This window comes from Vibrio sp. 14G-20 (assembly GCF_026241515.1).
GTDB lineage: Bacteria > Pseudomonadota > Gammaproteobacteria > Enterobacterales > Vibrionaceae > Vibrio.
In genome coordinates, this window is record NZ_JAPHPW010000004.1 from 71,357 (window position 1) to 84,722 (window position 13,366).

Annotated in this window: 11 protein-coding genes; 5 read left to right on the plus strand and 6 right to left on the minus strand. The window is 43.4% G+C overall.

The annotated features are described in order from the left end of the window. Positions 1-125: 125 nt before the first annotated feature. From OQJ75_RS04670 to artP, 5 genes are all read right to left on the minus strand, one after another. Positions 126-905 carry a hypothetical protein gene (locus tag OQJ75_RS04670; protein WP_265971510.1) on the minus strand — a complete coding sequence of 260 codons (780 nt, stop codon included), beginning with the start codon at positions 903-905 and terminating at the stop codon, positions 126-128. 319 nt (positions 906-1,224) lie between these two features. Further along, a complete protein-coding gene (artM, locus tag OQJ75_RS04675; protein ID WP_260810945.1) occupies positions 1,225-1,893 on the minus strand; it encodes an arginine ABC transporter permease ArtM in 669 nt (222 codons plus the stop codon). After that, positions 1,890-2,576, minus strand: coding sequence for an arginine ABC transporter permease ArtQ (gene artQ, locus OQJ75_RS04680; protein WP_265971509.1), 687 nt, complete (start codon positions 2,574-2,576; stop codon positions 1,890-1,892). The genes artM and artQ overlap by 4 nt, the downstream gene beginning before the upstream one ends. A 3-nt stretch (positions 2,577-2,579) precedes the next feature. Further along, a complete protein-coding gene (locus OQJ75_RS04685; protein WP_265971508.1) occupies positions 2,580-3,311 on the minus strand; it encodes a lysine/arginine/ornithine ABC transporter substrate-binding protein in 732 nt (243 codons plus the stop codon). A gap of 119 nt (positions 3,312-3,430) precedes the next feature. After that, on the minus strand, positions 3,431-4,159 hold the full coding sequence (gene artP, locus OQJ75_RS04690; RefSeq protein WP_323054454.1) for an arginine ABC transporter ATP-binding protein ArtP: 729 nt from the start codon (positions 4,157-4,159) through the stop codon (positions 3,431-3,433). 556 nt (positions 4,160-4,715) lie between these two features. On the opposite strand from artP, the gene OQJ75_RS04695 reads away from it, so the two are divergent. Then, positions 4,716-6,551 carry an ABC transporter ATP-binding protein/permease gene (locus OQJ75_RS04695; protein ID WP_265971506.1) on the plus strand — a complete coding sequence of 612 codons (1,836 nt, stop codon included), beginning with the start codon at positions 4,716-4,718 and terminating at the stop codon, positions 6,549-6,551. 220 nt (positions 6,552-6,771) lie between these two features. Beyond that, positions 6,772-7,236 carry an acyl-CoA thioesterase gene (locus OQJ75_RS04700; protein WP_016786146.1) on the plus strand — a complete coding sequence of 155 codons (465 nt, stop codon included), beginning with the start codon at positions 6,772-6,774 and terminating at the stop codon, positions 7,234-7,236. 208 nt (positions 7,237-7,444) lie between these two features. Here the strand turns inward: OQJ75_RS04700 and OQJ75_RS04705 are convergent, their stop codons facing one another. Further along, complete coding sequence (locus OQJ75_RS04705) at positions 7,445-9,700, minus strand: peptidase U32 family protein (RefSeq protein WP_265971505.1); 2,256 nt, start codon at positions 9,698-9,700, stop codon at positions 7,445-7,447. Between the two features lie 173 nt (positions 9,701-9,873). Here OQJ75_RS04705 and OQJ75_RS04710 point away from each other — a divergent pair, with 173 nt between their 5' ends. The 3 genes from OQJ75_RS04710 to gltS all read left to right on the plus strand — a co-directional run bounded on the left by OQJ75_RS04710 (position 9,874) and on the right by gltS (position 13,302). Next, on the plus strand, positions 9,874-10,470 hold the full coding sequence (locus OQJ75_RS04710; protein ID WP_265971635.1) for a glutathione S-transferase: 597 nt from the start codon (positions 9,874-9,876) through the stop codon (positions 10,468-10,470). 159 nt (positions 10,471-10,629) lie between these two features. Next, positions 10,630-12,003 (plus strand): patatin-like phospholipase family protein, encoded by a 1,374-nt coding sequence (locus OQJ75_RS04715; protein ID WP_265971504.1) that lies wholly within the window; start codon positions 10,630-10,632, stop codon positions 12,001-12,003. A gap of 75 nt (positions 12,004-12,078) precedes the next feature. Next, on the plus strand, positions 12,079-13,302 hold the full coding sequence (gene gltS, locus OQJ75_RS04720) for a sodium/glutamate symporter (RefSeq protein ID WP_248396778.1): 1,224 nt from the start codon (positions 12,079-12,081) through the stop codon (positions 13,300-13,302). The last annotated feature ends 64 nt before the right edge of the window (positions 13,303-13,366 follow it).

Below are 13,366 nucleotides of genomic sequence, written 5' to 3' on the forward strand. Positions count from 1 at the left end.
TCCCTCGTAGAAAGCAATCGAGTGAGTAACGCTAGCATCTACTTAAACCATTGTGATATAAACACTGAAATTGAAGTAAGCCAAAAATACCAAGCGTTGAGAATCAATCTTAAATTGTTAGGCAATCATATCAATATCAACTGTGCCTCTAGTTGGTTGACCTCTAAGTGACACATTCGTAAGGCGTCAGCTAACTTGATATCACCATCAATATTACCTGTAAGGGTTGTCATAAACACTTCATAGTCATCAGGATGAGGAAAGTGTTTTAACATTAATAATTGTATAGAGAACAGAACTATACGTGTTGCAGTTTCAACCAAAGATATCTCTGGGCAGACTAGATTATTTTCACCATCAGGGTGAGGGAACTCCATACTACCATGTGCAAATAGATTTCTAAGGTCATATACAGCGTATAAACCGACTCCTGAAACACCAAACTCTTTTAATTGACCAATTCTGGTTTCGACACGTTCATAGCCAATAGATTGTTGCGCTAACTCCCTGAACATAACGGTTTCAACAAGTAACTCTGGTATTGAATCTGCGCGGTTAAAGGTGCTTAACCATAAACAGGCATCTCTAATTTTTCCGCGCTTAGATTTATCTGGGTTCTTAGGGGGGTTAACGATATCAATTGTGGACTCTAGAGCGCCCCAAACAAAATTGAAAATGGCTAACTTTTCAGCAAAAATCGGCAGTAACTTATCCCTAGCTAAGTCAAATTCATCAGAGGATGAACACCAGCCAAAGGTATTGTTGTATTTGATAGTATCAAGGGAAACTGATTCAACAGAAGCGGCTATTTGCAACCACTGATAGACACCACTCCATTCGGCCACATCGTCTGTTGAGAACATGACATGTGACAGTGTTGCTATATGATCATTTAGTTGTCTCAATACTTGTCCTCTTACGATATTGCCTAACAGCTATTAGACAGAAACATTCTGCTTTTAAATACAGAATTATTCAGTCTAGTTTCATATGGGCGGAACTCTACCACGATTAATCACAGCATTTCAGTGACTTAAAACATAGATAAACTCATTAAATGATAAAATGCAGAATATTTCCATATAGTATGAATTTCGTAAAAACCCCGACTGACTGGATATAAACACAGCGCTCCACAGATACCCCAAAACACAAAAAAGCCTGCCATTTATGCGAACATAAATGGCAGGCTTTATACGTTAGTTAAGCTTGTGAGTGGCTAACTTACGCCGCTTCGAATGCTAGGGCTTTCTTCTCTACTTGGCGGAAGATCAACGTTAGTATGCCGTTTACTGCTAAGTAGAATGCGCCAGCAATACCGAACACGGTGAGAGTGTCGTAGGTTTGGCCGTTGATACGCTGAGCGTAGCCCATCAAGTCCATGATGGTGATGGTGCTTGCCAGTGACGTGCCTTTGAATACTAGAATCACTTCGTTTGAGTAAGCAGGAACGGCGCGGCGCAGTGCGTATGGCAACAACACTTTCAACGTTCCGATTTTGTCCATGCCGAGTGCGCGGCATGCTTCCCACTGCCCTGCTGGAATGGCGTTGAATGCGCCTCTGAACAGTAGCGTGCTGTACGCTGCTGTGTTCAATGCTAATGCTAACATTGCACAGAACCAAGGTTGGCTTAACCAAGTCCATAGGAAGCTTTCACGAATCCAATCGAATTGACCTGGGCCGTAATACACCAAGAAGATCTGTACCAATAACGGCGTGCCCGTGAACAGCGTAATAAGTCCACGAGTAAACCAATGTATTACTGGTAATCTTAGGATCAGCGTTACGGTCATCAACAGTGACAAGATACAACCAACAAGCAATGAAGCGCCTGTCAGTTGAAGACTGGTCACTAAGCCTTCAAGCATTTGAGAGAGGTATTGTTGATTCATGCCATTGCCCCTTTGTTACCCAAACCTTGAATAGAGAACTTACCATCAATCACTTTTACCAATCTTTGTGTGATTAAAGTGATGACCAAGTAGATTGCAGCTGCTGTCGCGTACCAAGTAAATGCTTCGTGCGTTGCTGCTGATGTTAGTTGTGCTTGTTTAAGCAAATCCGTTACGCCAATCAGCGAAACTAGCGCGGTGTCTTTTAGTAACACTAACCATTGGTTGGTTAACCCTGGTAGTGCGTGTCTTACCGCTTGAGGTAACACGATACGAAAGAATGCACGCGACTGAGAAATACCAAGCGCACCTGCTGCTTCTCTCTGCCCTTTGCTTACTGCTTTTAATGCACCACGCAAGGTTTGCGAAGCGTAAGAAGCAAAGATAAGTGACAGTGCAACAACACCAGATAAGAACGGGCTCACTTCTATGAAGTCGCCAGTGATCATGAACAGAACTTGTGTCGAACCAAAGTAGATAAACAGTACGACCAGAATTTCTGGTAAACCACGAACAATCGTCACAAATGCAGTCGTTGGCCATTTGATTGCAATACGACGAGACATCTCACCACTTGCAAACAAAACTGCTAGAACCAATCCAACCAATAGGCTTACAAACGCAAGCTGAACAGTCATCCTGCTTGCTTCGACGAGCCCTAAAGAGTAACCCGTTAATTCCATAAATTACTTACCGAAGTACTTGTTGAAGATCTTGTCGTATTCGCCGTTCGCTTTCACTGCTGCAAGTGCAACGTTAAGCTGGTCTACAAGTTCTTGGTTGCTCTTGTTTACTGCGATACCAAAGCCGTTGCCGAAGTACTCTTGGTTTGTTACTTGGTCGCCGACGTACGTTAGGTTGTCTTCTTTCTTGAACCATTCAGCTACAACGGCTGTGTCACCGAATACAGAATCGATACGACCGTTTTTCATGTCGATGAATGCATCTTGGTAGCTTGAGTAAGGTACCGCTGTTACGCCAGTCATTTGCTCAAGTAAGAAGCTCTGGTGAGTAGAACCGTTTTGAACACCAACACGCTTACCTTCTAGTGCTGCTTGGTCTGCTACTTTGCCTTCAAAAGAGATGAATGCTGCAGAGTTATCGTAGTAAGCGTTAGAGAAGTTCACTTGTTGAAGACGCGCTTCAGTGATGTCCATTGCTGAGATAGCTGCATCGTAACGTTTGAATTTAAGTGCAGGGATCAAGCTATCAAATGCTTGGTTGTGGAAAGTACAGGTTGCTTTCATCTCTTCACAAAGTGCGTTTGCTAGGTCTACGTCAAAACCTTGGATTTGGTTGTTCTCATCCATGAATTCAAATGGTGCGTAAGTTGCTTCCATTGCGAATTTGATTTCTTCTTGAGCTGCTGCGTTGAAAGAAGCAAGACCGATAAGTGAAGCTAGTAGAATCTTTTTCATTTTGTTACTCCGAATACGTGTAATAGTGGCCTGCGGCCATTCTTATAATTTGATTGTTTTAATTGATGTTGTGTTTAGCTAAATCTAGTTAGTCAACTTTCTTTTAATAAATGACTTACTTAGTGAGTCAAATATTCAGCAAACTCTGGAGTCTGCGGATTAATAAATGAATCGCTGGTGCCGTGTTCAACGATGTACCCTTTCTCTAGGTACAGAACGTGGCTAGCGATCTTCTTCGCGAAATCGACTTCGTGCGTCACGACCACTTGGGTAATGCCCGTTCCGCTCAATTCTTTAATGATGCTCACGACTTGGTTGGTGATCTCAGGATCAAGCGCCGCTGTTGGTTCATCAAACAACAACACATCCGGTTTCATCATCAGCGCACGTGCAATCGCAACACGCTGTTGTTGACCGCCAGACAGTTGAAGTGGCCAAGCGTCTGCTTTGTCGGCAAGTTGAAGTGTCTTTAGTACTTCTTGCGCTTGCTTGATCGCTTCTTGCTTATCCAAACCTGCAACTTTGGTTGGTGCTTCAATCAAGTTTTCCATCACAGTCATGTGTGGCCATAAGTTGTATTGCTGGAACACCATGCCGACTTTACGACGAAGTTTAAGCCCCTGCTTCTCTTGGATTTGACTTGAAAAATCGAATTGCTCGTTCGCAATGTCTAATTCGCCGTTGTCCGCGATTTCTAGCAGGTTCAAAACACGCAGTAGTGAACTCTTACCAGCGCCGCTTGGGCCAAGCAGTACCAAGGTTTCGCCACTCTCACAGTTAAAACTGATGTCGTGAAGAACTTGGATATCGCCATATGATTTGCTGATGCTCTTTACTTGAATACTCATGCCACAATACTGCATTAATTGTCATTTGTTGGTTATTCTATTCAATCCGAGGTTTTATGCAAGAAAAATGTATAAAAAACTACTTTGTTGAATTTTTGTAATAAATATTGCACAAAAAACAGTCGCTATAACTGGTCTTACAACCAAAGCTTTCAAGTCATTGATAAGGTTAATATCGAGACAAAAAGCAAACGTTTCGCTATCAATTTATAAATCATCACTCGATTGCTAACTTATGAGTGCACTCTCCTATTAACGCCTATTTACTTGCATAAAAATTAGGGTTAAATCCCTCGCTTTCCTATCGAACTGACTGGACCAGAATGCTTAGTTTTCCTTTAAGGTCGTTTTGAACTTTATGATGAAATGTTGGAAATTGAGTTTCCTAGGGAGCGTCACAGCGCAATAAATGCTTTAATGGGTTCTATTCTCAACAACTACTTCCCAGCGAATAACGCGCAGTACTGGCAACAAGCCATAAACCATAAACCATAAGCAAGAAGTAATAAGTAACAAGCCATCTATTTTTAAAGCGACAACACATTAAGGCAGTCATATGCAAAACGATGTCTCTTCTACGCTCGACTCTACTCAGCGACAGACTCAGCGATCGACTCAACAAGCGCCAGAGCCCAAGCCAGAGAAAAAAAGCCTCAGCATTTTATTTGAGCTAAGCAAATTCATTCAGCCTTATAAAGGTCGAGTGTTCGTCGCACTACTCGCCTTGATCTTTACGGCAAGCTTAACGCTTTCAGTTGGCCACGGTATTCGTCTGCTTATCGACCAAGGTTTTAGCCAACAATCACTCTCAGATTTAGGCAGCGCAATTCAGTTCATCATGGTCGTGGTCGTATTGATCTCGATTGGTACTTTCTTCCGCTTCTATTTGGTTTCTTCTGTTGGGGAACGCGTGAGTGCGGATATTCGTTTATCGGTTTTCAATCATGTCGTGACGCTGCATCCGAGCTACTTCGAAACCAATGGCAGTGGCGACATCATGTCGCGAATCACCACGGATACCACTCTGCTTCAAAGCATCATAGGTTCGTCGTTCTCGATGGCGATGCGCAGCGCGTTGATGTGTATTGGTGCGATCATCATGCTGTTTGCGACCAATATTAAGCTGACATTGATTGTATTGGCCTCGGTGCCATTTATCCTGATTCCTATTTTGGTATACGGTCGACGTGTAAGAGCCTTATCTCGCCAAAGCCAAGATTCCATGTCTGATGTGGGTTCTTACGCAGGTGAGGCAATTGAGCACATTAAAACGGTGCAAAGCTATAGCCGAGAAGCGCAAGAGAAAGCTTCATTCGCGGTAGAAGTGGAAAAGGCTTATGAGATTGGTCGCCAGCGTGTAAAACAGCGCGCGATTCTTATCTCTGGTGTGATTGTTATCGTGTTCAGCGCAATATCAGGGATGCTGTGGGTTGGTGGTAGTGATGTTATTAACGGCACTATGTCGGCGGGTGATCTGGCTGCATTTGTCTTCTATGCGATCATGGTTGCTTCATCACTAGGTACGATTTCTGAAGTAATGGGTGAATTGCAACGTGCGGCAGGTGCGACAGAACGATTAATTGAAATTCTACAAGTTGAAAGCCACATTGTTGCGCCTGTTGAAAACCCAACACCACTGGATAACGTGACACCAGAAGTCGCTTTTGATGATGTGACCTTCTGTTACCCATCAAGACCCGACCAGCCCGCAACAAGTAACCTCACACTGACTGCCCATGAAGGCAAAGTGTTGGCATTGGTTGGCCCATCTGGTGCAGGTAAAACTACCCTGTTTGAACTGTTGCAACGTTTCTACGACCCGCAAGTGGGTAAAGTCACCTTAGGCGGTGTTGAACTGAATCAGTTTGATCCTAACGAGCTAAGAAAGCAGATGGCGTTAGTTCCTCAGCAACCCGCCCTGTTCAGTAACGATGTGTTCCACAACATTCGCTACGGAAACCCGAAAGCAACGGACGAACAAGTTATCGAGGCCGCTAAAAAAGCACACGCACATGAGTTCATCCAAAACCTACCTGAAGGCTATCACAGCTTTCTTGGTGAACGCGGTGTAAGGCTTTCTGGTGGTCAGAGACAACGTATTGCCATCGCTCGTGCCATCCTAAAAGATCCAAACATTCTATTGTTGGACGAAGCAACCAGTGCGCTAGACAGCGAAAGTGAGCATCACGTACAACAAGCTTTAGAAGAGTTAATGCGTGGTAGAACAACTATCATTATTGCCCATCGTTTATCAACAATTAAACACGCCGACCAGATTGCGGTGCTCGATAAAGGACAGCTAGTAGACATCGGCGACCACCAGTCGCTCATCAATAGCTGCGAATTGTACCAACGCCTAGTTGAACTGCAATTCAAACACCTGAGTAGCTAAGTTATAGAGCAAAAGCGTTCAAGTCATTAAGTAATGAAAGACTAAGTCACTGACATTGTGTGGTTTCAAGCTTCAAAAACTTAAATCACACGTGTTGCAGTTTTGTTAATTTAGCGGTAGGGTTTTTATTCCAATAACAACTTATCCCGATGAAGGATAAGCCAATAACGTTAATTACCCAGATAACATTAACTACACAGATAACAATAAGAGAGTTCGCATGGAAGCACTATTATCTGATTACCCGGTAGTAACAGAAATCCCAGTCGCTTGGGGAGAAATGGACGCGCTTAATCACGTTAACAACGCCGTATATTTTCGTTATTTCGAAACCGCTCGCTTAGATTTTTTCAAGCACGTCGAGCTGATGGAAGAGATGGCGATTACCAAAGTTGGCCCTGTTCTTGGCGACACTTATTGTAAATATTTCCGACCAGTCACGTATCCAGACACGCTGATGATTGGCTCTCGCGTTACAGACATTCAAGACGACCGCTTCACCATGGAATACGCGATCGTCAGTAAGACTCAGCAAAAACTGACGACCATAGGCACCGCGACCATCGTGATGTTTGATTTTGCTTCAAACCAAAAAGCCCTGCTCTCGCTGCGCTTAACCAACGAAATTGAAAAGATGAACACGTTGAAAAGCCCATGCTTCAAACAAGAAGCCGTGACGGAATAACGTATTCGCTGATTCAAAATACTCAGATACAAAAAGGCCACTCGATTGAGTGGCCTTTTGTTTATTGGTTCAGAGTACTTATAAGCGGTTATAAACGGTTAAGACTTATAGACCTTGAATGCTGAACGCTCTTTGCTTTAGAAGCTATAAGCCGTGCAGCCTATAAATCTATAGACCTACAAACCTTGAACCCTATAGACCTTGCACCCTATAAACCTTGAACGTACTGAGCATTAGTTCGAACTTCAACCATCTGTTCTAGGTTCTGTTGTGAACCATCAACGCCATCAATCAAACCTTGGAAGTGTTTGATTAGCTCTACTTTGTCTTGTACTTCTTTCGAACCTGCACCGATGTTAGTCAGGTCAATGAAGAACTCATCGAACAGACCCGAGAAATCCGTTACCGCATCATGGTTTAAGAACTGTTCGTGGTTGTAAATGCTTGGGTAGCCACCCTTCTGTTTATCAACCGCGAAAGAGATGCCTTTCACGTTGGTAATCGTGGTCGCTTTCTCACACTTCAACATACAACCTGCTTCGATGCTTGGCTTGTTACAACCAACGGTTCTTTGGAAGAAACACTGGCGGCTGGTCATCATCAAGATTGGGTGGTAGATGCTGTAGAACAGTTTGAAGTTCTCTGGGCGGCGAATATGACGAATCTGACCTTTGTTGATCTCGTTCGAAATGAAAGCACCAGCACAGTTCAGCTCTTCTTTCAGCGTAACCAGTGCGTGAGAGTTGGTCGTGTTCATGAACGGGCCTGCAACCCACTCAATTCCCATCTCGTAAGCTTTGTAAGCAATACCCGTGTTGTTGGTCACGATGCGAGCTGGCTTGATCTCTTCAAGAATACGAACCGCTTCATCGTAATCTTTGCCGATTAATACTGCAGGGAACCAAGGAATCAAACGTGGGTTTGCTGCCAAGATGTCGATGTACTTGTTACAACGCTTCTTGAAGCTTTCAGGCAGTTTAAAGTAAACATCCGCGTCAGTTACGTCACACAGGTGCAAGTCTTCCACATCAGCGATAAGCATCGACATGGTTGGCTTTTCGTTCACCTTTGGTTGCTGAGGCAGTGCTGGTACTTCAACGTGCTTAATCACTTTCACAGAACCGTTTAAGATGAAATCGATTTCGTCTTTTAAGACCGACACTTCTTTCAAAGGAAGAATCAGACCTTCATCTAAGTTGTCGTAGTTACAGTTTTCAAGCGTATGAACCGCACTCTTCACTGATTTGAAACGCTTCTCAAGTAACGCCTGAGTAATCGAAGTCTCTTTAGCTGTTGCCAATAATGATTGAGATTGAACCGTAAAGTTTTCTTTTGGTGTGTTCACTGTCACCGTAAATGGTTGACCCACCTTAGCACTAAACGACAATGACACGGGTGTTTTACGAATATCAAGGAACTCGATCTTGTCGCGCATTTCACTGCCTAGGGCATTTTTCGCTTCATAAAGATCGCTGGTCACTTCTTGAATTTGTACCACTGAGATTTCATTGTTCTCTTTCGTCGCTTTATCAACGGCGTAGTTCATGCTGTTGTCACGAGGATTATCAATGAACATGTCTTTCGTTAGGTTGCCCTTAAGGAAAGAGTTAGTGAAATCACGGTTGAATACTTTGTGCAGGTTTGAATCGTCTTCGATCAACAAACCACTTTCTACAAAGCTATCAATTTGTTTGCGCCACGTATCAACCACTGTGTATACGTAGTGTGCGCCTTTGATACGGCCTTCAACTTTCAATGAGTCGACTTTCGCGTCAACCAATTCAGGTAGGTCGTAGTACGCTGAATTATCTTTCAGGTTCAGTGGGAACTTGTTTCCTGCATCAGTGATTTCGTATTCATCACGACATGCTTGGCTACAACGGCCACGGTTACCTGAGTTACCCACACTTACTGAGCTTGAGTAACATTGGCCAGAGAATGCGATACACAAAGCGCCATGTACAAACACTTCGGTTAGAACATCGTGGTCGTGTGCCACTTCCGTCAGCATTTTGATTTCTGGCAGGTTCAATTCACGAGACAAGTTAACGCGTGTTGCGCCAATTTTAGACAAGAACTTAATCTGGCCTTCGTTGTGTGTCGTTAACTGAGTCGATGCGTGAACATCTAACGATGGGAAATGCTTTTTCACCAAATCGAACAAACCAAGATCTTGGACGATGATGCCATCAAGCTTAGTGTTCACAAGCTGGTTCAACAGTTTAGTGATGCTCTTAATTTCATGCTCCAGCAGCACAACGTTAAGAGTCAGAAACACTTCACAACCGTATTCATGAGCAAGGCGAATCACACCATTCAACTCATCTAACGATAGGTTAGAGGCTCTGTTACGAGCGTTGAAGGTGTCTAAACCGCAATAAACCGCATTAGCACCCGCTACGATAGCTGCTTTAATCGCCTCTACATCGCCACCTGGGGCTAATAACTCAATCTTTCTGCTCATTTTTGAAGTCGCTCACTTACTTATAATTTTTAAGCCGCGTATTCTACCTACATCACGATCTCTTTACCACCTAACAACACTTTTCAAACTAAATGACCTCAATAATGCCAAACGAATCCGATTTACCTATCCTTTATTCTTTACGTCGCTGCCCTTACGCCATGCGCGGACGAATGGGCATCGCACTATCACAGCAAAAAGTGTTACTTCGAGAAATCGTTACCAAAGACAAGCCTAGCGAACTATTGGCCAGTTCGCCAAAAGGTACTGTTCCGGTATTGGTGTTACCAGATGGACAAATCATTGAGCAGAGCTTGGATGTTATGAACTGGGCACTACAGCAAAACGATCCTCAAGATCTTCTGCGTTCAAGTAATCCAACACTGAGCCAACAAGTCCACCAGCTCATCAAAACCAACGATGAAGATTTTATTGGCCACTTAGAAAAGTACAGAGCGTCTGTTCGTTACCGAAACATCGATGTTGAACAACGTCGACAAGCCTGCGAAGCGTTCATTAGTCAGTTAGAAGCGCTACTCACCGATCAGCCCTACTTTTTTGGAGAAACCCCAAGCTTAGCCGACTTTGCCGTGATGCCTTTTGTCAGCCAGTTTGTACGAGTCGAAAAGAAGTGGTTTGTGCAATCTGAGTACCAAAACGTAGGACGTTGGTTAAGAGCGCACTTGGAAAGTAAGCTCTACACCCAAGTCATGAAGCAATACCCTTTGTGGAATGAAACCAAGCAAGATTGTGTTTTTGGATGGAACTAAGTCGTTAATCATAGCTATAAATAGTTCTAAATAAGCTTAATTATCTCTAGATTGTTTTGAAAATCGTGACACTGAATTACAGGTGGCACCATTGATGGCATATTAAAGTTCAACGAAAATAGCGTTTCACTCAACCACAACGTTAGTTTGAAATGTGCTATGCCCAAAAACAAAGTAAACCCGTTCAACATATCTAATCACGGCCTCAAAGGCTTCTCGGAAGTTTCACTTTTGGTGGCCTTATCGCTAGCCCTTTCAGGTTGTAGCGCAAAAAATAAAACCACTAATACCGGCAACTTGGGGGCGTCGCAAAAACAAGCCTACACTGCAAAAAATTTCTACAGACAAGACAACAAAGTCACTCTTATCCTCTCATTTTCAGGCGGAGGTACACGCGCGGCAGCGCTCTCTTATGGTGTATTACAGGCACTACGTGATACCGATATAGAGATCGATGGTGAACGTATCAACCTATTAGAAGAAGTCGACATGATCAGCTCTGTATCTGGGGGCAGTTTTACCGCTGCCTACTATGGATTGTATGGCGACAAAATATTCGAAGATTACGAAGAAGCATTTCTCTATCACGAAGTGTCTGAAGACCTAATCTCTATTCTGTTATCGCCAAGTTATTGGTTCTCTTACGCTACTAGAACCGATAAAGCGACCGATTATTACGATGACAACATTTTTGGTGACAGCACATTTGCGGACATTCGACGAGAAGGTGCGCCTTACATAGTAATTAACGCAACGGATATATCGACGGGCTCTCGCTTTTCATTCACACAAGAATACTTTGACCTGATTTGTTCAGACTTAAACAGCTATTCCGTGTCGAGCTCGGTGACGGCGTCGTCTGCTGTACCTTTCGTTTTCACACCTGTAGTACTTGAAAACAAAAATGACTGTGACAAATCAGATCATTTGCAGCCTTCGTTTGAAGCCACCAGTTATCGCAATAGAAACCTCATCAAATCGCTAGAGTCCTATAGCCATAAAGACGAAGTCAATTATCTTCATCTAGTGGACGGTGGGATTACTGATAACCTTGGCTTGTTATCTGTTTATGAGATGTCCGAATATTTGCGTTTCAACGACAAAGAAGAACTGCAAAGCTTGCACAAAAACCAATCAGCGCGCCCTATTGTCATCATCTCGGTTGATGCATCGACCTCTCCGGAATCAGGTATTAGAAAGTCGATTGAAGCGCCATCGATGAAACAAACTGTCGACGTCATTACCGATATCCAATTGCATCGATATAACGATACAACAAAAGATCTGATCGTTGACGAGTTGCAGTCTTGGTCGGAGCTAGCCTCTCATCAAGGTCATACTGTTTCTTCCTATTTCATTGAGATTAGCCCGAATAAATCAGATACCAGCGCTAAACGTTACTTGCTCAATCAAATACCGACAGATTTTATGATAGATAAAGCAAACGTAGACCTACTAATTAAAGAAGGAAACAAACAACTTATTGCCGATCCGGAATTTCAAAACTTCTTATCATTTGAACGCAAGAAATAATGTTAATCTAGTTGCTTATTAACACCGTTAGGCAATCAGAAATTACGTCAGCATTTTTCCCTTACAAGGACAACTATGGAATTTGAAAACAACATCTTACATCTCGGATCATTTTTTGCGGTGACCATGGGTATCGTGGTGCTATTTATCGGACGAAGGCTGAATCAAGTCGTCGGATTTTTAAAAGAATTCAGCATCCCAGAACCCGTATCCGGTGGGATTTTAGCGTCACTTTTATTTGCAGCGCTTTATGCAACGACTTCGATTGAGGTTCAATTTGATCTGTTTGCTCGCGATGTATTGTTGGTCTACTTCTTTACCACCATAGGTATTAATTCAAGTTTGAAAGACCTATTCAAAGGCGGCAAACCTTTGGTGATTCTACTTGTCATCACGATCTTCTTTATGATCATGCAAAACATTGTCGGTATTTCTGTCGCATCGATGTTTGGTCTTGAGCCTGTGTTTGGCTTATTGAGTGGCAGTATTTCATTGATTGGTGGGCACGGAACCGCGATCGCTTGGGCACCAAAGGTTGCGGATGAATTTGGATTACAAAGCGCGATGGAGATTGGTATCGCCAGCGCCACATTTGGGCTTATCTTAGCCAGTTTGATGGGCGGCCCAATTGCTAAGTTTCTTATCAAGCGTCACAACCTAAAGCCAGCTGAAGGCCAAGCTAACGCGGAAAGTTCGAATACCGAAAAGCAGAAACAAGCACTCACGTCATTTCAGTTTCTCGACGCCGTATTAGCTATTCATATCTGTGTCATCGTCGGTGCTTTACTGAATGAATTGATCAGCCAAACCGGGTTACAACTGCCACTGTTTGTGTCTTGCTTGTTCGCCGGTATCGTGATTACTAACTTGATGCCAGACTCCTATCCAAGAATCTCAGGTACAAAGTGGCCAACACGCTCCCCCGCTATCGACCTCATTGCAGAAATATCTTTGGGTACTTTCTTAGCGATGTCTTTAATGAGTATGCAGCTTTGGACACTGATCGATTTAGCAGGCCCGATTTTTGCCATATTGGCAATGCAGCTTCTATTAGCCGTAATCATCAATATTTTCATCGTGTTCCCATCTATGGGTAAAACGTATGATGCAGCGGTCGTGTGTGCCGGTTTCGGTGGGATTTCATTGGGTTCAACACCCACAGCGATGGCGAACATGTCCGCGGTAAGCCAAAAGTATGGTCACTCAGTGCAAGCCTTTATTATCGTGCCATTGGTGTGTGCGTTCTTTATTGATTTAGCCAATGCTTTGATCATTCCTTACTTCATGAGATTGATGTAGTTAGCCTTAATTCCGAGCAGGAACAACCAAAAAAAAGAGCCACTTCATCAGAGAGTGGCTCTTT